This is a genomic window from Pseudonocardia sp. P1 (assembly GCF_000178675.2).
GTDB lineage: Bacteria > Actinomycetota > Actinomycetes > Mycobacteriales > Pseudonocardiaceae > Pseudonocardia.
Map to the genome: position 1 here is coordinate 47922 of NZ_ADUJ02000001.1, position 21850 is coordinate 69771.

Here is a 21850-nt window from a genome sequence, read left to right on the forward strand (position 1 = left end):
ACAGTCGGTCAGAGTTTCCACCAGGGTGTGGCTCCCATCACCGCCGATGAAGGAGTGCCAGTGACTCAGATCGACCTGACCGGACGCACCGTGCTCGTGACCGGGGGCGCGCAGGGCCTCGGTGAGGGGATGGCCCGCGCACTGGCCGACTCCGGGGCCACGGTCGTCGTCGCCGACATCCAGGACGATCTCGCGACCAAGCTCGCCGAGTCGCTCGGCGAGCGCCATGGCTCCGTGCACCTGGACGTCACCGACGACGGATCGTGGTCCGCCGCGGTCGCCTCCACCGTGGACCGGTTCGGCGGGCTGGACGTGGTCGTCAACAACGCCGGTCTCGAGGTCACCCAGCTCCTGGTCGACACCGACCCGGGCGACGTGCGGGCCATGCTCGAGGTCAACATGCTCGGCACGATGCTGGGGATCAAGCACGCGTTCCGCGCCATGCGTCCGGGCGGTGCGGCCGGGCAGGGCGGCTCGGTGGTCAACATCGCCTCGGTCGCCGCGACCATCGCCTTCCCCGCGATCGGCGGGTACTCGGCCACCAAGTCCGGGATCGACCGGCTCACCCGGGTCGCGGCCATGGAGTCGGGCAAGCTCGGCTACGGCGTCCGGGTCAACTGCGTCTTCCCGGGGCTCGTGCCGACGGCCATGGGCCAGAAGCTCGCCGTCGAGACCGCGGGGCTCGGGCTGTTCGAGAGCCCGGAGGCCGCCGTGGGCGCCGTCGTCGAGCTCACGCCGTCGGGCCGGCTCGGCGAGGTCACCGACATCGCCGACGCCGTCGCGTTCCTGGCGTCGGACGCGTCCCGCTTCGTCAACGGCGCCGGCCTGCCCGTCGACGGCGGCATGGGCATGTGATGCGCCTCGTCGACCATCTCGACAAGGGGGCGTCCCTGGACCCGGGTGCACCCTGCCTGGTCTGTGACGGCGAGGTCGCGACCTACGGGGACGTGCGGGAGCTGGGTGACCGGGTCGCCGCCGCACTCGTCGGGCACGGTGTCGAGCCGGGGGACACGGTCGCGATCCTCTCGGCGAACGACCCGACGTCGTTCACCTGCGTGTTCGGGATCAGCCGCGCCGGTGCCGTGTGGTGCCCGATCAACCCGCGCAACGAGGCGGGCGAGAACCGCGAGCTCCTCGAGCTCTTCGAGTGCTCGGTCCTGATCTTCCAGTCGTCGTTCGCGCCGCTCGTGGACGCGATCCGCGGTGACCTGCCGCGGCTGCGGACCCTCGTCTGCCTCGACGCCGATCCGGAGTGGGCCACCGGCTGGGCGGAGTTCCTGGCCGCGGGGGCCGACGCCGGGCCGGTCGACCGGCAGTGCCCGGACGACGTCGCGATGGTCGTCGGCACGGGCGGCACCACCGGCCGTCCCAAGGGGGTGGTGCTCACCGGGACGACCATCGAGACGATGACGGCGATCACGCTCATGAGCTACCCGTGGCCGCCGGACGGTGGGCGGCCCACCTACCTGGCGCTGGCCCCGCTCACCCACGCCGCGGGCGTGCTGTGCTTCCCGGTGCTGTGCCGGGGCGGCTCGATCGTCGTCATGCGCGCCCCGGACGTGGGTGGCTTCCTCGACCACGTCGAGCGGCACCGGGTGACGCACACGTTCCTGCCGCCGACGCTGATCTACATGGTCCTCGACCACCCGTCGCTCGACGGACGGGACCTCTCGTCGCTGCAGTGCTTCTGGTACGGCGCCGCGCCGATGTCGGTGACCCGGCTGGAGGAGGCCCTCTCCCGGATCGGCCCGGTGATGGCGCAGCTCTTCGGCCAGACCGAGGCCCCGATGATGATCTCCACGATGGCGCCGGACGACCACTTCGGGCCGGACGGGACGGTCGCCCGTGAGCGGCTGTCCTCGGCGGGACGGCCGTCCCCGCTGGTCACCGTCGGGATCATGGCCGACGACGGCCGGCTGCTCGCCCGGGGCGAACGGGGCGAGATCGTCGTCCGCGGTTCGCTCGTCATGCGCGGCTACCTCCGGAACGAGAAGGCCACCGCGGAGGTCTCGGCGCACGGCTGGCACCACACCGGCGACATCGGCTACCTCGACGACGACGGCTTCCTGTTCATCGTCGACCGGGCGAAGGACATGGTCATCACCGGCGGGTTCAACGTCTACTCCTCCGAGGTGGAGCAGGTGCTGATGGCCCATCCCGCCGTCGCCGACTGCGCCGTCATCGGCCTTCCCGACGACAAGTGGGGCGAGCGGCTCACCGCCGTCCTCCAGATCCGTCCCGGCAGCACGCTGGATCCGGCGGAGCTGACGTCGTTCGTGAAGACCCGCATCGGCAGCGTGAAGACGCCGAAACAGATCGAGGTCTGGGAGGACCTGCCCCGATCGAAGATCGGCAAGGTGCTCAAGGCCGACATCAGGAAGACGTTCCTGGACGTCGCGACCTGATCCCGCACCACCCCGGAACATCATCCCCGAACGGCGAGGAGGCCGTCTGCATGAAGCTCGCTCTCTATCTCCCCAACTTCCGCGACAAGGTGACGGTCACGGAGCTGGAGGACCTGACCGCCCTCGCCGAGGACCTGGACTTCGACTCCGTCTGGACGCTCGACCGCATCGTCGTTCCGGAGGCGTCGGACCGCGGGGAGCTGCAGTACTCGTTCGGCATGATCCCCGAGATGCCCAAGGGGCTCCCGGTGTCCTCGCGCGGCGAGTGGCTGCAGGGCATGCCGCTCATCCCGTGGCTCGCGGCGAAGACGTCGACGGTGCGGATCGGGATGAGCATCATCGACACCCCGTTCCGGTCCCCGGGTGTCCTGGCGGCCGAGATGGCCACCATCGACCACCTGTCGGGCGGACGGCTGAACGTCGGCGTCGGTGCCGGGTGGATGCCCGAGGAGTTCGCGGCCTCCAGCGCGTCGCACATCTTCCCGAAGCGCAACAAGCACGTGCGCGAGACGATCGAGATCACGCAGGGCGTCTGGGGCGACGACGTCTTCGAGTACCACGGCGAGTTCGCCGACTTCGACCGTTGCGGGTTCGGGGCGAAGCCGCTGCAGAAGCCCGGCCCGCCGATCTTCTTCAGCGGCCTGAAGGACCCGCGGCGCGCGGCCACGCGGATCAGCAGGTACGGCCTCGCGGGCTGGATCGGGATCCAGGACTCCCCGGAGGACATCACCCGCTGGCGGACCGAGATCGCTCGCGAGCTCGGCGAGATCGGCAGCGAGCGCACGGTCGACGACCTCGAGATCAGCAGCATGCTGTGGACCGTCATCACCGACACCGACGTCGACCAGTCTCCCGGCGGTAAGCTCACCAACCTCCTCGTCGGGTCCGCACGGCAGATCACGGACCGGCTCAAGGCCTACAAGGAGGCCGGGATGACGATGCCGATGTTCTGGCCGCCGTTCGCGGACGTGCCGGTCGCGAAGACGCTCGACGACCTCAAGCGGATCAAGGAGGAGATCATGCCCGAGGTCGAGGCCACGAGCACCTGACGGCGGCAGGGCCGACCGGCCCGCCGCGCCCGTGACCTCCGGCCCCCGGAACGGGACGGTCGTCACTGGCCCCGGTTCCGCGGACGGGCGAACCGTCTGTGCATGACGAACTCGACGGATCCGGCCACCTCGGACCCGGGGTCACCGGTGCGCCTGCAGGCCCGGCTCGATCCCGTCCTGTCGCGGTGGCTCTGGCTGGTGAAATGGCTGCTGCTGGTCCCGCACATCGTGGTGCTCGCGGTGCTCGGGGCGGCGGTGTGGGTGCTGACGATCGCGGCGTTCCTCGCGATCCTGGTGACCGGCCGCTACCCGCGCGTGCTGTTCGGGTTCAACCTCGGCGTGATCCGGTGGTGGTGGCGGGTGGCCTGGTACGGCTACGGCGGCCTCGGCACGGACCGCTACCCGCGGTTCGCCCTCGATGACTCCCCGGACGACCCGGCCCGGCTCGACGTCGCCTACCCCGGCTCCCTGTCCCGCGGGCTGGTGCTGGTCAAGTGGTGGCTGCTCGCGCTGCCGCACTACGCGGTGCTGGCGTTCCTGGTGGGCGCAGGCGGGACCGGCCTGGCCCGGGCAGGGGGTGGGCTCCTGTCCCTGCTCGTGCTGTTCGTCGCGGTGCTGCTGCTGTTCACCGGGGGCTACCCGGCAGGACTGTTCGGCCTGGTCACCGGCATCGACCGGTGGGTGCTGCGGGTGGTCGCCTACGCCGGGCTGATGACCGACGCCTACCCCCCGATGCGGATGGACCAGGGCGGGACGGATCCCGCGGGCCCGCTGCCCGGTCCGGACACCACGGCCCGCGCCGCCGCACCCGCGGCGACCGAGGCTGCCGCGGGCTCGACGGCCCTGCGCACCCGGCCCGGGACGACGACCGTCGCGCCGGCGGCCGTGGTCCAGCCTCCCCCGACGGGCCGGTCGGTCCTGCTCGGGATCGGGGCGTGGCTGGTGCTGCTGGGCGCCGGGCTCGGCATCGGCGGCGGCACCGGGGCCACCGGCCTCGCCGCCGTGGTGGCGGCGGTCGTCGCCGGGTCCGTGGTGCTGCTCGTGGGCGTGGCACTGATCGTCGTCGGCGCGCGCCCGCTGCCCGACGGCGACGGCCGGTGACCCCCGGGGGCGTGGCCCGGCCCGCCGTCAGGGCGGGCCGGTCGTCGTCGGGGCGGGGACGAGGGTGCGCGCCCACGCCCGGGCCCGGTCCGGCTCGCCGGGACGCAGCGGGCCGTTGCCGGTGACCACGAACGACTCCGGCGGTGCCGCCGGCCGGTACCTGCGGTGGCGGAGCGCGCGGTGCGCCGACCGTGCGGCGGACCCGGGGATCCACGGCGAGACCCGCGTGTCGGCGCAGGCGAACCGGGCGTCGCCCGGGGACGCGGGCGGCAACCGGTCGATCCACTCGCGGATGCCGTCGGCGCCGGACCCGCCCGCGCCCTGCCGCACGGCGTCGGCGCGGGTGGAGGGCCGGCTCATCCCGAGCGCGTGCGTGGGGCCGAGCACGACCAGCAGGTCGCCCGGGCGCAGCGGGGTACCGGGGGAGGGCGGGTCGACGACGACGTCGCAGCCCCGCCCGCGCAGGCCGTCGGCCACCGCGTCGGCGACGGTCCGGGTGTTGCCGAACAGGGACTCGACCACGATCTGCGCGCGCACGGGATGCTCCTCCCGGAGTCGGGACGGGCCCCGACGGTCGCCCCCGCCCGTCGCCGTTCCCAGTCGCGAAGGCCCTGTCGCCCGCGGGGCGATGGTCCCCACCGGGGCGGGTGGGAGTGCCGGTCACAGGACACGGCCGGAGAGCGCAGCCTGCGGACACCCCCTGCACCGACCCACCGAGGAGACACCATGGACGCCACCGGACGGACCGGCCCGCGCCCCGACGAGATCGTCGTCGGCGTCGACGGGTCACCGACCTCCCGCACCGCCCTGACCTGGGCGCTCGCCGAGGCTGCACGGAGCAGGAGGTGGGTGCGCGCGGTGCGGGTCTGGGACCCGACGGCGCTGTTCGCCCCGCCCGCCCCGGTCGTCGAGATGCGGTCGACCGTCCGCCACGAGGAGCAGCTCGCGCTGGAGGCCGACCTCGCGGCGGTGCTCCCGCGTGCCGGGATCCGGGTGGAGGGCGAGCTGCGGGAGGAACCCGTCGTCGACGGGCTCGTGGCCGCGTCCGCCGGAGCGGCGATGCTGGTACTCGGCAGCCACGGGCACGGGCCGGTCAGCCGGATGCTGCTCGGCTCGGTGAGCGCCGCGTGCTCCCGGCGGGCGCGGTGCCCGGTCGTGATCGTCCCCGCCCGGGCGGAGACCCCGGCCGACGCCGACGTCACCGCTGCGGGCCCGGCCGCCGAGGTGTGAGGCCGGGCCCGGTCACACGGGGGGCAGTGGCTCCGAGTCCTCGGTGAGGACGTCCTCGACCGGCCGCCGGGGCGTGGGCGGGCTCGCGGTGGCCACACCCAGCCGGATCGCCGCCTGGATCCGGCGGGGCCGCCCCAGCAGGCGGTGCACGTCGGTGCGGACCGGCTCGACGTCGATCAGCTCGGACAGGAACGCCGCGGACAGGCCGTGCGCGGCCGCGGCGAGCAGCACGGACTGCAGGCCCTCACCGGCGCGGACCTCCTCGGCGGGCCCGTCGGCGTGGGTGCTGACGAACCCGAGCAGCGGCGACGACGGTGACAGGCCCTGCCCGTCGGCCGGCCGCGCGCCACCGGGCAGCCACACCGCCGACGGGGACACCGCCGGACCGCCGAGATCGGCTGCCACCCCGTCGTGCCGGTCGTCGGCCCACGACGTCCAGCGGGCCACCTCCGCCCGGAACGCGGGATCGTCCATCCGGGTCCGGTAGGCCCGCCGGGCCATCGCCCCGAGCCGGTCGGCGACCTCGGGGTCGGCGACGAGATCGAGCCAGACCCCCGCGTCGATCGCGGCCCGCCGCAGTGCGAGCCGGGCCTCGGGCGTGACCCCGCCCGGGCCGAAGTCGGTGCGCTGGGTCCGCCGGACGCCGATCGCGTCGAGCATCGCCTGCTCGGACACGGTGGCCGGGCGTCCGCTCCCGCGGCGCACGGTGGCCATCAGCCACGGATCGGTCCGGTCCGGGTGGAGGGTCACGAACGGCCGGTGCCCGAGCCCGATCAACGCGAGCCGCAGCGTGCGCACCGCCGCACCGCACGCGAGCCGCTGCTCGCGGCCGTCGGGATCGGCGACCCGCAACCACCGCTCGGGGTCGCGGAGCACGTCGATCGTCCCGGAGCGCAGCCGGAACCGCCACGGCTGCGTGTTGTGCACCGACGGCGCGCGGGTCGCCGCGCCCAGCACGGCGAGGATCTCCTGCCGGTCCAGCCGCAGCCCGGTCACGTGGGTGCCCAGCGGCACGTCGTCCACCTCCCGGCCGGTCACCTCAGTGGTCGACCGCGGCCGGGCGGTCCGCGCCCGCCCAGGCGATCGCGGCCTCGACGTCGGCGTGCCGGAAGTGCCGGACGCCGGGGTGCAGCACGGTCCCGGCGACGGCCGGGGCGAGGGTGGGCAGGATCCCGTCGAGGGCGAGCGCGACCCGCCGCACCCGGCGGTGTTCCTGCATCACGAACTCGGCGTGCCGGACCAGGCCGCTCAGGTTCTCCCACCCCGGGAACGACGACGCGACGAGCACCAGCCCGGCCAGTTCGCCGTGCGCGGCGTACCAGGAGTCGATCTCCTGCCGGAGCCGGTCGAAGTCGGCGGCCCGCAACGCCCGGTCCACCCGGACGACGGCGACACCGTCGTCGGGCCGCAGCTCCACCGAGAACCCGGCGGCCGGGAGCCCCTCGAGCCAGGCGACCGCACGGTCCTGCTGCGACTCCGGGAACACGGCCAGCGAGTACGGCGTCAGCACGGCCGCGACCCGGCAGGCGACGCGGACCGCCTCCCGGTCGCTGACGACGGCGCACCCGTCGAACAGCGGGAGTGCACGCAGGCCCAGTGTGACGTCCTCCCACATCGCGTCGGGCGTGATGCCGTCGAACGCGTCGTCGAGGACCACCAGCACGCGCAGCCGGCGGCCCGCGGCCGCTGCGGAGTCCAGCAGCGGGACGACCGCGGCCTCGTAGTCGGCGCGGGAGATGGTGCCCGACGCACGGACGCCGTCGACGCCCTCCGGCAGACCGTCGATCCTGGTGATCATCGGATGGTCCCCTCCCACGTTGCGTGCCCTGACGGCGCCCGACGATCCCACCCGGTGCGCGCTCCGCGACAGGCGCGAACGACCCGTCGTGCCCGGGACCCAGGTCACCCGTCCTCGCTGGTCCGGTCGTCCCCGTGCCGTCCGGCCCGGTGCGGACGGGACCCCCGGCCCCTTGCATCCGTGCGTCCGGCCCTGTCCGGCCGCGGCGCCGGTGCCCACGATCGGCGGGGTCGATCGGAGGCCGGTCATGGGCCACAACACCGGCGGTACCGACGCGCCGTCCCGGCTCCGGCGGCGCACCGAGCGCATCGAGGACGGTCTGTCGGTGTTCCTCGGCGTCCTGGCCGCCCTCGCCGCGGTGCTGTGCCTGACGCTCGCGTCCACGGTCCACACCGACGCCGTCGGGCGGGCGCGGGCCGAGGCCGCCGACCGCAGCCCGACGGCCGCGGTGCTGGTCACCGGCACCGTCACCGTCGGGCGCGAGGCCCCGGCCCTCCACCACCCGGCGACCGTGCGCTGGACCGGCCACGACGGGGAGATCCACACCGGACACACCGTCGTCCCGGTGACCGGCCCCGCCGGGTCCGCGGTCGAGGTGTGGACCACCGCCGACGACCGGCTGGTGCCGCCGCCGCCCGCCGCGGCCGACATCTGGGTCGCCACCCTCGCCGTCGGCACGATCGCGGCGGTCCTCGCCGGAGGCGCGTTGTGGCTGCTCGCCGCACTCCTGTTCCGGTGGACGGCGCGGTGCTACGCCCGCGCCTGGGCCCAGGACTGGGCCCGCGTGGAACCGCACTGGACCGGCCGCTCCCGCACCTGACCCTGACCCTGATCCGACGTGATCACGGATCGGGAAGCCACGCGGACATCCGTGACCGCCTCGCCTCCCGATCCGTGATCACCGGGCCTGACGGGATTTCACCAGTCCGATCGATGGGCGCCGGAGCGGGGCGCTGGACCATGGCCGGGGCCCGCTCCGGCCTGCCGAGCGCCGGACGGCGGGTCCGTGGAGGAACCATGACCCGGACAGCCGACGCCCACGAGGCACTCCGCACCGCGCTGGACGGTCGCGTCGTCACCGCCGAGGACGGGGACTACGACGACGTCCGGCGGGTCTGGAACGCCGACATCGACCGCAGGCCCGCGGTGATCGCGCAGTGCGTGTCGACGGGGGACGTCGTCGCCGCCGTCGGGTACGCGCAGGCGGTGGGGCTGGAGATCTCGATCCGCTCCGGGGCGCACAACGTCGCGGGCCGGTGCACCGGCGACGACGGCCTCATGATCGACCTCAGCCGGATGCGCGGTGTCGTGGTCGACCCGGAGGCCCGGCGCGCCCGGGTGCGGGCGGGCGCCCTGCTCGCCGACGTCGACGCCGCCACCCAGGCGTACGGGCTCGCGGTCCCGCTCGGGGCGATCAGCCACACGGGCGTCGCCGGCCTGACGCTGGGCGGCGGGATGGGCTGGCTGAGCCGTCAGGCGGGCCTGACGATCGACAACCTCGAGTCCGCCGAGGTCGTCGTCGCCGACGGGCGGGTGCTGCGGGCCTCCGCCGACGAGAACCCGGACCTGTTCTGGGCCGTCCGGGGCGGGGGCGGCAACGTCGGTGTCGTCACGGAGTTCGAGTTCCGCCTCCACGAGGCCGGTCCGATGGTCGAGTTCGGGTTCTTCTTCTGGGAGGTCGAGCGGGGCGCCGAGGCGCTGCGGCTGATGCGCGACGTCGTCGGGGCGCTGCCGCGCTCGCTCAACGCGTTCATCGCGTTCACGAACGCGCCGCCCGCGCCGTTCGTCCCCGAGGAGCAGCACCACCGGCCCGGCTACGTCCTCCTGCTGAGCGGGTTCGGCGACCCCGCCGCGCACGCGCAGGTCGTGGACCGGGTCCGGGCCGGGCTCCCACCGCTGTTCGACTTCGTGACGCCCATGCCCTATACCGACCTGCAGCAGCTGCTCGACGAGGCGACCGCCTGGGGCTTCCACTGCTACGAGAAGAGCATCGAGATCGACGACTTCACCGAGCCGGTCATCGAGGTCCTGACCGAACGCCTCCCGCAGAAGGTCTCGCCGCTCACGACCCTGATCGTCTACCGGCTCGACGAGGCCTACCTGGAGACCGGCGAGGACGACACCGCCTTCGGCGGGAGGCGGGTCCCGCGGTACGAGCTGTTCATCTTCCCCATCTGCACGGACGCGGTGCAGCTCGCGAGCGACCGGGCGTGGGCCCGCGGGATCTGGGAGGACCTGCGCCCACTCGGGCGCAGCGTCGGCGGGTACGTCAACTCGATGACCGAGGTGGACGACGAGCGCGTCCTGGCCGCCTACGGGCGGGAGAAGCTCGACCGGCTCGCCCGGATCAAGGCCGAGTACGACCCGGGCAACGTCTTCCACCGCAACGTCAACATCAAGCCGGTCTGAGCGTCGTCACGACGGGGCGTCGTCACGACGGGGCGGCGTCCCGGCGCGCGCGGCGGGACGCCAGGACCGTCCGCAGCACGTACCACGGTGACGGCGGGTTCCAGCCGAGCTGCGCGGCCTGGCCCAGGTCGTCCCGGTTGGCCCAGTGCTCGACGACCATGCCGTCGGCGAAGCGGAGCCAGTGGGTCTGGGTGGCGGCGAACCGCCGCCCGGTCGGTGGGAAGGCGTGCAGGGGCCGGGCGTCGTCGTCGAACACGACGAAGGTGCCGGTCTGCCGGCCGGACATGGTGGTGTGCAGGACGACGAGATCCCCGTCCGCCACGACGTCGTGGATCTCCCAGGCCAGCTCGCCGTAGGCCGCGCGCAGCCACTGCGCGGTCGCGTGGAAGGCGGCCGGGCCGCGCCCCCGCGCCGCCGCCGGCTCGCGGTCGGCCTCGCGGTTGAGCGCCTCCGGGTGCACGACGGCCTCGAAGTCGGCGGGCGTGCCGTCGGCCATGATCCGGATGGCGCGCGCGGCCAGTTCCTTCCGGTCGAGGGCGGTGCCTGCGGGGTCGGTGTCGGTCACGGGTGCCTCCGCGTGTCCGGGACGGGTGTCCGAGCGTCGGGCCGGGACAGCTCCCCGGCCAACCCCAGAATTGGCGACCCTGCGGGACAGGTCACGGCACGGGGCCGTCCGCGCCGGCCCGTCCAGGTCACCGGTCCGTCGGCGTCATCCCCTCCACACCGACCATGTGGGCCGTGCTCGTCTCGTCGCGGATCGTCCTGATGCCCTCGTACGCGTCGCCGTAGTAGAACGACTCCCACGCCGTCTTCGAGGGGAACTCCAGCAGCACCAGCCGAGCCGGGGCCCACTCGCCCTCGTAGCGGGTCTGGGCGCCGCCCCGGACGAGGTAGCGACCGCCGGCGTCCTCCAGCGCGGGCCGCACCCGCTCCATGTACGTGGCGTAGCGGGACACGTCGTGGATGTCGACGTCGACGATGACGTAGTACGGGCCGTCGCCGCCGGGTGGTTCGGTGGACATGGGCGCCTCCGGGCCTGCCGACGGCGGGAGGCCCGGCACCGGCCGGGGGCCCCACCAGGGTCGCCGGAACTCGGTGCCCGGCCCCGGTCCGTTACGGCTCCGGCACGCGTCGCGGCGGCCCGATCGGTGAACGACTGATAACATCCGCCCGTGACCCGCTCAGGTGTGAGGTAGCCGTGGTGCAGCGCACCCGCGATCCCGCGCGCAAGCAGAAGATCCTTCGTGCTGCCGCCGAGCTGCTCGCCCACAACGGTTTCCACGCCGTCTCCATGGCGGACATCGGCGAGCGCGCGGGCATCACCGGTTCCGCGATCTACCGCCACTTCGACAGCAAGTCCGCGATACTGGTGGCGCTCTTCGAGCGGATCATCGACGACCTGCTCGAGGACGGCCGCCGCAGTGTGGAGGGCGCGACCGACCTGGAGCACGCGCTCGAGGACCTCATCGCGGGCCAGGTCGACTTCGTGGTGGGCAAGCGGGTCCTGGCGCAGGTGTACCACAACGAGATCCAGAACCTCCCGGCCGACGACCAGGTCCGGCTGCGCCGCAAGCAGCGCCTCTACATCGAGGAGTGGGTGCACCTGCTCGGCGAGCTCGCCCCGGACCGCGACGAGAACGTGGTCCGCACGCTCGCGCACACCGCGATCGGCGCGATCCAGTCCGTGCTGTTCCACCAGGTCCTGCTGCCCGAGGCCGCCCTCCGCGGCCTCCTGCGCGACGCGGCCCACGCGATCCTGCGGCTGGAGTCGCCGGACGGGTCGGGCACCGGCACCCGGCCGGCGACGGCGTCCGCCGGCCGCTGAGGGGTTCGCGACCGGGGCCGGCACGCCGCTCGGACGGACACACGCGTCCGTCTTAGTGAATGGCTATTGACAACCGCGGCGCGCCTGTGACTTGATGCACACGGTCCCGAGGGTGTGGCCGGCCGATCCGTCCACGACCCGGGCCCGGGGCGGGGCACCGTGCGCCGCCGGCCACACATGCGGTCAGGTCGGAAGGAACGAGCCGAGTTGAACATCGCCACCCTGCTGCGCCGCTCCGCGGCGGACCGGCCGGACGCCGTCGCACTGCGCCTGGACGACGTCGAGATCGACTACGCGGGGTTCGCCGAGCAGGGCGCCCGCTTCGCGGCGCACCTGCGGGCGTCCGGCGTACGGCCCGGCGACCGCGTCGGCTTCTTCCTGCCGAACTGCCTGGAGTACCTGGTCGGGTTGCTCGGCACCTGGCAGGCCGGGGCGGTCGGCGTCCCGCTGAACCACATGTTCCCGGACGACCCGCTGCGGTACGCGATCGAGGACTCCGGGGTGACGGTCCTCGTCCTGACCGCCGACGACCGGGACCGCGTCGGCGCCCTGCTCGACGGCGGCGGCCCCGAGCTCCTCACCACCGGCCCGGACGGCGGGTTCGCCGCCGCCGTCGCCGCGCACGAGCCGATGGGCACCGTCGTACCGCGGCTGGACCGCGACGACGCCTGCCTGATGTACACCTCCGGCTCCACCGGGAAACCCAAGGGCGTGCGGCAGACCCACCGCAACATCGCCGCCGAGGTCGACGGTGCGATCGACTTCTACGAGCTGACCGCGGACGACCACGTCCTCAACTGCATGCCGCTCTTCCACGTCGGGGGCCTGCAGCTGGCGAGCCTGCCGATCCTCGTCCGCGGCGGTCAGATCACCTTCATGCCGCGGTGGGACGTCGTCCGCTGGATCGAGCTGGCGCAGCGGCTGCGGCCCACCTACGGCGGCCTCATCTCCACGATGATGATCGACGTCGGCAACCGGACGGTGAAGGCCCCGGTCGTGCTCGACTCGTTCCGGATCTGCATGTTCGGTGGCTCGCGGACGCCGTCGGCGGCGATCGCACGCCTGGAGGCGGGCACCGGCATCGTCGGCGTCGAGATCTACGGGCAGACCGAGCAGAACGGGCTCGTCGTCTCCTACCGGGCCGGTGACACCCGCCGGCCGGACTCGATGGGCCGCCCGCTGGAGCAGATCGTCGACACCCGTCTCGTGCCCGTCGACGGCGGTCCCGACCTGCACCCCGGCGACGACGGCGTCGGCGAGCTGTGGGTGCGCGGCGACGCCGTCACCCCCGGGTACTGGAACATCGACGCACCCGAGAGGTGGTCGGACGGCTGGTTCCGGACCGGTGACCTCGTGTCGACCGACGCCGACGGCTACCTCTACTACGTCGACCGGATCGACGACATGATCGTCTCCGGCGGGGAGAACGTCTTCCCTCAGATGGTCGAGGAACACCTCGCCGCGCACCCCGACCTCGCCGAGGTCGCCGTGATCGGTACGGCGCACGATCGGTGGGTCGAGCAGGTGACCGCGGTCGTCGTACCGAACCGGGACGGGGTGACCGCCGAGGCCGTCGCGGACTGGTGCGCGACGAACCCGAACCTGCGGGGGATGCCCAAGCCCCGCCGGATCGAGGTCGTGGAGGCGCTGCCGCGGACCGGCAGCGGCAAGCTGAACCGCCCGGACCTGCGCAGGATGTTCCCCTGAGCGGTCCCGACACCGCAGCCACACACCTCGCGACGCGGCCCCACCCCGTGAGACAGCCGCACACCTCCTGAGGCAGCCGCCCTCTTCGTGAGTCAGCAGCGCGCTTCGTGAGGCAGCCGCGCACCTACCGAGGCAGCGGCGCATCCCGTGAGGCAGCCGCACTCCTTGTGAGGCAGCAGCCGCCTTGTGGTGCAGCCGCACGCCTTCGAACCTGTGCGGATCGCCATCAACCTGTGCGGCCACGGCGCGGCGGGCGCGGCGGCGCCGGGCGCGGCACGGCGGGCGGCGCGGGGCGCTGGGTGCAGCCGCACACCCCGTGGTGCAGCCGCGCATCTTGTGGCGTAGCCGCATGCCTTGTGAGGCAGCCGCACGAGCCTGACCCTGTGCGGGCGGCCCCCAACCTGTGCGGGTCGCCCCCAACCTGTGCGGGAGCGGTCCGGCGCGAGTGCGCGGCGCGGGTCGTGAGAGCCCTGCGCGCGGCGCAGTGCGGCGCAGTGCGGCGCAGTGCGGTGCGGGTGCGGGCGCGGGCGAGGGAGTGGGCGCGGGCGCGGGCGCGGGTCAGGGGATCAGGGCTCGGGACACCGCGGCCAGGTCCTCGGGCAGGCCCTGCACCGCGATGGAGTCGACGACCGTGTCCTCCCAGCGGCCGAGGTCGTCGCGGATCTTCGCGGCCGGGCCGACGAGGGCGACCTGCTCGACGAGCGCGGTCGGGATCGCCGCGGCGGCGGCCGCCTTCTCCCCGCGCAGGTAGAGGTCCTGCACGCGGGCGGCGAGCTCGGCGTGGCCCATGCGGGCGAAGACGTCGTGGTGGAAGTTCGCGCCCCGCGCCCCCATCCCGCCCATGTAGAGGGCCAGGTCGGGGCGGACCCGGTCGGCGGCGCGGTCGACGTCGTCGTCGACGACCACCGGCAGGGTCGCGACGACCTCGAACCGGTCGGGCCGGCCGCCGCGGCGGGCGAACCCGGCGTCGAGCGCCTCGCGGTAGAAGCCGTCGAACGCGGGGGAGAAGAACATCGCGTGCCATCCGTCGGCGATCTCGGCGGCGAGCGCGATGTTGCGGGGCCCCTCCGCCCCGAGCTGGATCGGCAGGTCGGGGCGCCGCACGTGCAACGACGACCGCAGCGGCTTGCCGAGCCCGGTGCCGCCGTCGAGGGGCAGCTCGTGGAACTCGCCGCGGTAGGTGAGCGGTCGTTCGCGTGCGAGCACCTGCCGGACGACGTCGACGTACTCGCGGGTGCGCGCGAGCGGGCGCGGGTAGGCGACCCCGTGCCAGCCCTCGGACACCTGCGGGCCGGAGGCGCCGAGCCCGAGCACCACCCGCCCGCCGGACAGGTGGTCGAGCGTGGCGGCCGTCGTCGCCGTGGCGGCGGGGGTGCGCGCGGGGATCTGGGCGACGGCGGTGCCGAGCCGGATCCGGCCGGTCAGCGCGGCGCAGAACGCGAGCGGGGTGAAGACGTCCGAGCCGTTCGCCTCGGCGAACCAGATGCCGTCGAACCCGAGGTCCTCGATCTCGCGCACCCGGTCGGCGAAACCGTCCGGGATCCCGGTGGAGAAGTGTCCGGCGTTCACGCCGACGGGCAGGCTCATGGGTGGTGGTCTCCTGGTCAGTAGGACTTGGGCAGCCCGAGGACGTTCTGGGCGATGAAGGCGAGCGCGAGCTCCTGGCTGACCGGCGCGATGCGCATGAGCCGGGCCTCGCGGAAATAGCGGTTCACGTGGTACTCGTCGGCGTACCCCATCCCGCCGAAGGTCTGGAGCGCCTGGTCGGCGGCCCGGTACCCGGCGTCGGCCGCGAGGAACTTCGCGGTGTTGGCCTCGCGGGCGCAGCGCTCGCCCCGGTCGTAGAGCCAGGCCGCCTGCCGGCAGACGAGCTCTGCCGCGTCGAGGCGGGCGTTCGCCTCGGCGAGCGGGAACGCGATGCCCTGGTTCTGCCCGATCGGCCTGCCGAAGACCTCCCGCTCGCCGGCGTAGCGGACGGCGGCGTCGACCGAGGCCCGCCCGATGCCGAGCGCCTCGTGGGCGAGCAGGATGCGCTCCGGGTTGAGCCCGTCGAGCAGGACCCGGAAGCCCTCGTTCTCGGCGCCGACCAGCCGGCCGGCGGGGACGCGGACGTCGTCGAGGGTGACCTCGTAGGACGCGACGGCGTTGCGCCCCATCTTGGGGATCGCCCGGGTCGCGATGCCGGGGTCGTCCATGTCGACCAGGAAGATCGAGAGGCCCTCCATCGGCGCGGCGGGGTCGCGCTCGGCGGTCCGTGTGGCGAGCAGGATCCGGTCGCTCTCGGCCGCCTTGGAGATCCACACCTTGCGGCCGCTGATCCGGTAGCCGTCGCCGTCGCGGACGGCGACGGTGCGGATCCGCGAGGTGTCGGTGCCGGCATCGGGCTCGGTGACGCCGAAGCAGACCTGCAGCTCCCCGGTCGCGACCCGGGGGAGGACCTCCCGGCGGAGCTCCTCGCTGCCGTGCCGGGTGACGACGTTGATGCCGAACACGCTCAGGTGCAGCGGGGTGCACCCGTTCATCGCCGCCCCGGACGCGGCGATCGTCTCCAGCAGCAGCCCGGCGGCGGCGACACCGAGGCCACCACCGCCGTACTCGGTGGGGATCCCGATGCCGAGCCAGCCGCCCTCGGCGAAGGCCCGGTAGAACTCGGTGGGGAACAGGTGCTCCCGGTCGTGCCGGGTCCAGTAGTCGCCGTCGAACCGGCCGGCGAGGTCGGCGACGGCGGCCCGGATGTCGCGGTGGTCGTCGGGGAGGGAGAAGTCCATGTCCGCCGATGATGTCGATCGGGGGCCCGCCGGTGAAGGGGGGATCACCCGCTCCGCTCGGCGAACCTGGTCAGCCCGGCCCGCAGCTCGTCCGAGCCGACGTAGCCCGCGAAGGCGTCGAACTCCAGCTCCAGGGCCTCGTCGGTCGGCAGGTCGCGGGCGGCGCGGGCCACCCGCTTGATCTCGGCGACCCCGCGGTCGTTCCGCGTGAGGACGCGGCGGGCGAGGCGCAGCGCCGCGGGCAGGAGGTCGTCGGCGGGGACGACCTCCTCGACCAGACCCCACCCGACGAACCGCTCGGCCGGCTCGAGGTCGCCGGTGAGCAGCAGCCGTGTCGCGACGTTGGCCGGGACCTTGCGCTGCAGCCGCACCGTGCCACCGCCGCCGGGGATCACCCCGAACCGCAGGTGCCCGTCGCCGAGCAGCGTCCCCTCGGCCGCGACGACCATGTCGGCGGCCAGGACCAGCTCGAATCCACCGGCCACCGCGTAGCCGTGGACGGCCGCGACGACCGGCCGGGGCGAGTCCTCGACGCGGGCGAACAACTCCCCGGCGCGCCGCACGAAGGCCAGGATCGCGTCCTGTGCGCCGTCGAGGCGCGCACGCAGCCGGCGCAGGTCGGCGCCCGCACAGAACGCCCGCCCGCTGCCGGCGACGACGACCGCGCGCACGTCGGCGCGGGAATCGATGGTGTCCAGGGTGGACTCCAGGTCGTCGAGCAGCTCGTCGGACAGGGCGTTCAGGTGCTCCGGCCGTGCCAGCCGGACGACCGCGATCCCGTCGTCGACGTCGAGGGTGACCAGCGGCATCGTCGTCCCCCTCAGCCCTGGCCGAACAGCGTCGTGTGCTCGTGGCGCAGTTTGTACTTGAGGATCTTCCCGCCGACGGTCTCGGGCAGTGCGTCGGCGAACACGACCGCCTTGGGCGTCTCGTAGCCGCCGAGCCGGGCACGGCAGTGCTCGATGATCGACTCCTGGTCGGCCGCGGCGCCGGCCCGGAGCACGACGACGGCGGTCACGGCCTCGCCCCAGTGCGCGTGCGGGAGTCCGATCACCGCCGCCTTCTCGACGGCCGGATGGGAGTGCAGCACCGACTCGACGCGCAGGCTGGACACGTTCTCGCCGCCCGACTTCACGATGTCCTTGAAGCGGTCCACCATGATCCGGAGGCCGTCGTCGTCGACCGCGGCGCTGTCGCCGGAGTGGAACCAGCCGCCGCGGAACGCCTCGCGGGTGGCGTCCTCGTTCAGGTAGTAGCCGGCCGTGACGATCGGGCTGCGGTAGACGGCCTCGCCCGGCGTGTGCGGGGCGTCCCGCAGCGAGGCGCCGGTCTCGTCGACGACGTCGGAGGCGAGCAGCGGGCTGGGCACCCCGACGTAGTTGACGGCCGGTGCCGAGCGGTCGTAGACCTCGGGCCACTTCGCCGGCCAGAACCGGTGGCAGGCGATCGCCTCGGTCTGGCCGAAGATCCCCAGCACGGTCAGTCCCGGCGCCTCGCGCAGCAGCGTGGCGTAGACGTCGGGGGCGAGCGCGCCCCACCCGTAGACGAGCACGGTCAGGCTGGACAGGTCGGCCCCGGTGCGGTCGGCCTCCGCGGCCAGCGCGGCGACGAACTGCGGGGACCCGGCCCAGACCGCCGTCGGCCGTTCCTCGGCGATCGCGGCCACGACCTGGTCGGGCACCGGCCGGCGGCCGAGCACCAGCGAGCCGCCGGACAGGAACGCGGAGAGCGTGAAGATCTGGTCGCCGACGTGGTAGATCATCGGCAGGTAGGTGAGGACCTTCAGCTCGGTCTCCACCCGGAGCCCACGGGTCAGCGAGACGGCGAAGTTCAGGCCGGCCAGGTGGCTGGCGGCGTGCGAGGTCATCACGCCCTTCGGCATCGCCGTGGTCCCCGACGTGTAGAGCAGCTGCCAGATGTCGTCGCCGTGGATCTCGACCTCGGGCTCGGTGGTGGGGTGGCCGTCGAGGAAGCCGCCGAAGGAGGGGGACCCCGCCACCGGGCCGCCGCCGATGGTGACCGTCGCCCCGACCCGCAGGCCGGTCCCGGTGAACGCCTCCTCCGCGCGCGGCCACAGCTCGGCGTCGACGATCGCGAGGCCGGGCTCCGCCTGGGCGATCAGGTGTTCCAGCACGTCGGTGGCGAGGGAGGGGTTGATCGGCATCGCGACCATGCCCGCCTTCGCGATGCCGATCTTCGCGAGGTAGGCCTCCACCGAGTTCTCGCAGAACAGGACGACCCGGGCGCCCGGTTCGAGGCCCTGGCCGGCGAGCGCGTGCGCCACCTGGCAGGCGATCTCGTCGGCCTGCCGGTAGGTCACCGATGCGAATCTCCCTTCACCGTAGGCGCCGGGCCGTCCGGTGACGGCCGTCGCGTCCGGGTAGCTCCAGGTGAGCCGTTCGAAGACGTCCCCCACGGCCGTGCGTTCCCAGCGGTTCACCGCCCGCCTGCCCCGCAGCGTCGTGACGTCGATCTTCCCGAGCAGGTCCACACCAGCCTCCTTGCCGTTCACCGGACGGCGGTCAGCATCGCGGGCTCGGGTGACGAAGACAACCCTTGAGTCACACTCGATTCACATAAGTCCGAGATATGGCGGTGTGATCCCCGTCATGAGAGGGTGTCGAGGTGGGCGTCGGAACCGGGCATGAGCTGCCGACTTGCCGGGTCGAGCGGGCCGGCGCCGGGGCTTGCCAACGTCGACGAAAGTGAACGACGATGTACTCCGCGCCGGGGCGACCGGCCGAGGACGGCTGAAGGAGTCGAGGTGGACTTTCGGGAGAGCCCCGAGCACAGGGACCTCCGGGACACGGTGCGGGCGATCGCGGCGGAGTTCGGCCCGGAGTACTACGTCCCGCGGGCCGAGGCGGGCGAGCCCACCTCGGAACTCTGGGCCAAGCTGGGGAGCAGCGGTTTCCTCGGGATCAACCTCCCCGAGGAGTACGGCGGCGGGGGCGCCGGGCTCGTCGAGCTCGCGATGGTGTGCGAGGAGACCGCCGCGGCGGGCTGCCCGCAGCTGCTCCTGCTGGTGTCGGCGGCGATCTCCGGCGAGATGATCGCCGACTTCGGGACGCCCGAGCAGAAGGCGCACTACCTGCCCCGGATGGCCTCCGGCGAGGCGAAGGTGGTCTTCGCGATCACCGAGCCCGACGCCGGCTCCAACACCCACCGGCTCTCCACCGTCGCCCGGCGCGACGGTGCCGACTGGGTCGTCAACGGGACCAAGCACTACATCTCCGGTGTCGACGAGGCCGAGGCGATCCTGCTGGTCGCCCGCTCCGGGGTCGACGAGAACACCGGCAAGGGGAAGCTCTCACTGTTCCTGGTGCCGACCGACGCACCGGGCCTGGTGCGGACCCCGCTGCCGGTGTCGGCGAAGCTGCCCGAGAAGCAGTTCGTCCTGCACTTCGACGACCTCCGCCTCCCCGCGGAGGCGCTCCTCGGCGAGGAGCACGAGGGCTTCCAGCAGGTGTTCCACGGGCTCAACCCGGAGCGGATCACCGGCGCCGCGGTGTGCGTCGGCGTCGCCCGGCACGTGCTGGGCCGGGCCGCGGAGTACGCGACCACCCGCACGGTCTGGGACGTCCCGATCGGCAGCCACCAGGGCGTGGCGCACCCGCTGGCCAAGGCGAGGATCGAGACCGACCTGGCGGCGCTGATGACGTCGAAGGCCGCCTGGCTGCACGACGGGGGACTGCCGGCCGGGGAGGCGTCGAACGTCGCGAAGTACGCCGCCGCCGAGGCCGCCGGCGCCGCCGTCGAGGCCGCCATCCAGACCCACGGCGGCAACGGGCTGGCGACCGAGTACGGCCTGCTGCCGTACTGGGGGATCTCGCGGTTGCTGCGGATCGCCCCGGTCAGCCGGGAGATGGTGCTCAACTTCGTCGCCCAGCACAGCCTCGGGCTCACCCGCTCGTACTGATCTCCTCCGATCCGAAGGGGCCCGCAGAACCATGCCCACCGTCCTGCGTTCCGCGCTGAACACCGCGGACGAGACCTACCTCAGCAACCGCAGCCAGTCCGAGAAGGTGCTCGCCGAGCTCGACGAGCAGCTGCAGACCGCCGTCGCCGGTGGTGGGGAGCGCTACCAGAAGCGCCACCACGACCGCGGACGGCTGCTCGCGCGGGAGCGGATCGAGCTGCTCCTCGACCGCGACGCGTCGTTCCTGGAGCTGTCGTCACTGGCCGCCTGGGGGACCCGGTTCACCGTCGGCGCGTCGATCGTGACCGGCATCGGCGTCGTCTCCGGGGTCGAGTGCGTGCTCATCGCGCACGACCCGACCGTCCGCGGCGGGGCGATGAACCCGTGGTCGCTGAAGAAGACGCTGCGCGCCCTCGAGATCGCCCGCGTCAACCGGCTCCCGGTGATCAACCTGGTGGAGTCGGGCGGCGCCGACCTCCCCACCCAGTCGGACCTGTTCGTGCCCGCCGGCAAGATCTTCCACGATCTCACCGAGCTCTCCTCGATGGCGATCCCGACGATCGCGCTGGTGTTCGGCAACTCCACCGCGGGCGGCGCCTACGTGCCCGGCATGTGCGACTACGCCGTGATGGTCGACCAGCAGGCCAAGGTCTTCCTCGGCGGCCCGCCGCTGGTGAAGATGGCCACCGGCGAGGACGCCGACGACGAGGAGCTCGGCGGCGCGTCGATGCACGCCCGGGTGTCGGGGCTGTGCGACCACTTCGCCGTCGACGAGCACGACGCCATCCGGATCGGCCGCGAGATCGTCTCCGAGCTCGGCTGGCACAAGCTCGGCCCCGGCCCGACGCGGCCCGCCGACGAGCCGGTCCACGACCCCGACGAGCTGCTGGGCATCGCGCCGTCGGACATCAAGGTCCCGTTCGACCCGCGCGAGGTGATCGCCCGCGTCGTCGACGGCTCCCGCTTCGGCGAGTACAAGCCGCTGTGGGGGACGAGCCTGGTCACCGGCTGGGCGTCGATCCACGGCTACCCGGTCGGGATCCTCGCCAACGCCCGCGGGGTGCTGTTCAGCGAGGAGGCGAAGAAGGCCGCGGAGTTCATCCAGCTGGCCAACCAGACCGACACGCCGCTGATCTTCCTGCAGAACACCACCGGCTACATGGTCGGGAAGTCCTACGAGCAGGGCGGGATCATCAAGGACGGCTCCAAGATGATCAACGCGGTGGCCAACAGCAAGGTCCCGCACATCACGGTCAACCTGGCGGCCTCGTTCGGTGCCGGCAACTACGGCATGTCGGGACGCGCCTACGACCCGCGGATGATGTTCGCCTGGGCCGGTTCCCGGCTCGCCGTGATGGGGGCCGCCCAGCTCGCCGGCGTCATGTCGATCGTGGGGAAGCAGTCCGCGGAGTCGTCGGGCCGCGAGTTCGACGCCGAGGCCGACGAGCGGAACCGCGCGGCGATCGAGGAGCAGATCGAGTCCGAGTCGCACTCGTTCGCCGTCACCTCGAAGCTCTACGACGACGGCCTGATCGACCCCCGTGACACCCGCACCGTGCTCGGTATCGCCCTGTCGGCCGCGCACTCGAACACCGTCGAGGGCCGCCGCGGCTTCGGCGTCTTCCGGATGTGAGGCAGG

At 73.3% G+C, this 21850-nt stretch carries 20 protein-coding genes; 11 read left to right on the top strand and 9 right to left on the bottom strand.

What is annotated here, in order from left to right:
* Positions 1–60 precede the first annotated feature (60 nt).
* The 4 genes from PP1_RS00245 to PP1_RS00260 all read left to right on the top strand — a co-directional run bounded on the left by PP1_RS00245 (position 61) and on the right by PP1_RS00260 (position 4555).
* Positions 61–855, top strand: a complete 795-nt coding sequence (locus PP1_RS00245; protein ID WP_010226132.1) for an SDR family NAD(P)-dependent oxidoreductase — start codon at positions 61–63, stop codon at positions 853–855.
* Positions 855–2405, top strand: coding sequence for an acyl-CoA synthetase (locus PP1_RS00250; protein ID WP_010226129.1), 1551 nt, complete (start codon positions 855–857; stop codon positions 2403–2405). The genes PP1_RS00245 and PP1_RS00250 overlap by 1 nt, the downstream gene beginning before the upstream one ends.
* A 50-nt stretch (positions 2406–2455) precedes the next feature.
* Positions 2456–3454: an LLM class flavin-dependent oxidoreductase gene (locus tag PP1_RS00255; protein WP_010226128.1), complete on the top strand. Its 999-nt coding sequence runs from the start codon at positions 2456–2458 to the stop codon at positions 3452–3454.
* A gap of 102 nt (positions 3455–3556) precedes the next feature.
* The gene (locus PP1_RS00260) at positions 3557–4555 is read left to right on the top strand and encodes a DUF4389 domain-containing protein (protein ID WP_075314331.1); all 999 of its coding nucleotides are present in this window, start codon (positions 3557–3559) and stop codon (positions 4553–4555) included.
* Between the two features lie 27 nt (positions 4556–4582).
* Here PP1_RS00260 and PP1_RS00265 read toward each other — a convergent pair whose 3' ends face one another.
* Positions 4583–5092, bottom strand: coding sequence for a flavodoxin family protein (locus PP1_RS00265; protein WP_075314329.1), 510 nt, complete (start codon positions 5090–5092; stop codon positions 4583–4585).
* 189 nt (positions 5093–5281) lie between these two features.
* Here PP1_RS00265 and PP1_RS00270 point away from each other — a divergent pair, with 189 nt between their 5' ends.
* Positions 5282–5785, top strand: a complete 504-nt coding sequence (locus PP1_RS00270; protein ID WP_010231373.1) for a universal stress protein — start codon at positions 5282–5284, stop codon at positions 5783–5785.
* 12 nt (positions 5786–5797) lie between these two features.
* On the opposite strand, the gene PP1_RS00275 is transcribed toward PP1_RS00270, so the two are convergent.
* The gene (locus PP1_RS00275) at positions 5798–6808 is read right to left on the bottom strand and encodes an Acg family FMN-binding oxidoreductase (protein WP_083697354.1); all 1011 of its coding nucleotides are present in this window, start codon (positions 6806–6808) and stop codon (positions 5798–5800) included.
* A gap of 16 nt (positions 6809–6824) precedes the next feature.
* Entirely contained in the window at positions 6825–7583 is a 759-nt protein-coding gene (locus PP1_RS00280; RefSeq protein ID WP_010231375.1) for an STAS/SEC14 domain-containing protein, read from the bottom strand.
* Positions 7584–7830: 247 nt separating this feature from the next.
* Here PP1_RS00280 and PP1_RS00285 point away from each other — a divergent pair, with 247 nt between their 5' ends.
* Positions 7831–8403, top strand: a complete 573-nt coding sequence (locus PP1_RS00285; RefSeq protein WP_010231377.1) for an Rv1733c family protein — start codon at positions 7831–7833, stop codon at positions 8401–8403.
* A gap of 197 nt (positions 8404–8600) precedes the next feature.
* On the top strand, positions 8601–9992 hold the full coding sequence (locus tag PP1_RS00290; protein WP_010231378.1) for an FAD-binding oxidoreductase: 1392 nt from the start codon (positions 8601–8603) through the stop codon (positions 9990–9992).
* 22 nt (positions 9993–10014) lie between these two features.
* Here PP1_RS00290 and PP1_RS00295 read toward each other — a convergent pair whose 3' ends face one another.
* Together PP1_RS00295 and PP1_RS00300 are read right to left on the bottom strand one after the other, a co-directional pair.
* Positions 10015–10557: an ester cyclase gene (locus PP1_RS00295; protein ID WP_010231381.1), complete on the bottom strand. Its 543-nt coding sequence runs from the start codon at positions 10555–10557 to the stop codon at positions 10015–10017.
* Between the two features lie 127 nt (positions 10558–10684).
* Entirely contained in the window at positions 10685–11014 is a 330-nt protein-coding gene (locus PP1_RS00300; RefSeq protein WP_010231383.1) for a DUF1330 domain-containing protein, read from the bottom strand.
* A 179-nt stretch (positions 11015–11193) separates the two neighbouring features.
* On the opposite strand from PP1_RS00300, the gene PP1_RS00305 reads away from it, so the two are divergent.
* Together PP1_RS00305 and PP1_RS00310 are read left to right on the top strand one after the other, a co-directional pair.
* Complete coding sequence (locus PP1_RS00305; RefSeq protein ID WP_249265998.1) at positions 11194–11817, top strand: TetR/AcrR family transcriptional regulator; 624 nt, start codon at positions 11194–11196, stop codon at positions 11815–11817.
* Positions 11818–12024: 207 nt separating this feature from the next.
* On the top strand, positions 12025–13524 hold the full coding sequence (locus PP1_RS00310) for a class I adenylate-forming enzyme family protein (RefSeq protein WP_010231387.1): 1500 nt from the start codon (positions 12025–12027) through the stop codon (positions 13522–13524).
* 558 nt (positions 13525–14082) lie between these two features.
* Here PP1_RS00310 and PP1_RS00315 read toward each other — a convergent pair.
* Genes PP1_RS00315 through PP1_RS00330 form a run of 4 tightly spaced genes read right to left on the bottom strand, consistent with a single transcriptional unit; the run spans position 14083 to position 18783 of the window.
* Positions 14083–15105 carry an LLM class F420-dependent oxidoreductase gene (locus PP1_RS00315; RefSeq protein ID WP_029240087.1) on the bottom strand — a complete coding sequence of 341 codons (1023 nt, stop codon included), beginning with the start codon at positions 15103–15105 and terminating at the stop codon, positions 14083–14085.
* Between the two features lie 23 nt (positions 15106–15128).
* Positions 15129–16292 (bottom strand): acyl-CoA dehydrogenase family protein, encoded by a 1164-nt coding sequence (locus tag PP1_RS00320; RefSeq protein WP_010243025.1) that lies wholly within the window; start codon positions 16290–16292, stop codon positions 15129–15131.
* 44 nt (positions 16293–16336) lie between these two features.
* A complete protein-coding gene (locus PP1_RS00325; protein ID WP_010243024.1) occupies positions 16337–17101 on the bottom strand; it encodes an enoyl-CoA hydratase/isomerase family protein in 765 nt (254 codons plus the stop codon).
* Between the two features lie 11 nt (positions 17102–17112).
* On the bottom strand, positions 17113–18783 hold the full coding sequence (locus PP1_RS00330) for an AMP-binding protein (RefSeq protein WP_010243023.1): 1671 nt from the start codon (positions 18781–18783) through the stop codon (positions 17113–17115).
* Between the two features lie 273 nt (positions 18784–19056).
* On the opposite strand from PP1_RS00330, the gene PP1_RS00335 reads away from it, so the two are divergent.
* Positions 19057–20211 carry an acyl-CoA dehydrogenase family protein gene (locus PP1_RS00335; RefSeq protein ID WP_010243022.1) on the top strand — a complete coding sequence of 385 codons (1155 nt, stop codon included), beginning with the start codon at positions 19057–19059 and terminating at the stop codon, positions 20209–20211.
* A 31-nt stretch (positions 20212–20242) separates the two neighbouring features.
* Positions 20243–21844, top strand: coding sequence for an acyl-CoA carboxylase subunit beta (locus PP1_RS00340; protein ID WP_010243020.1), 1602 nt, complete (start codon positions 20243–20245; stop codon positions 21842–21844).
* Positions 21845–21850 lie beyond the last annotated feature (6 nt).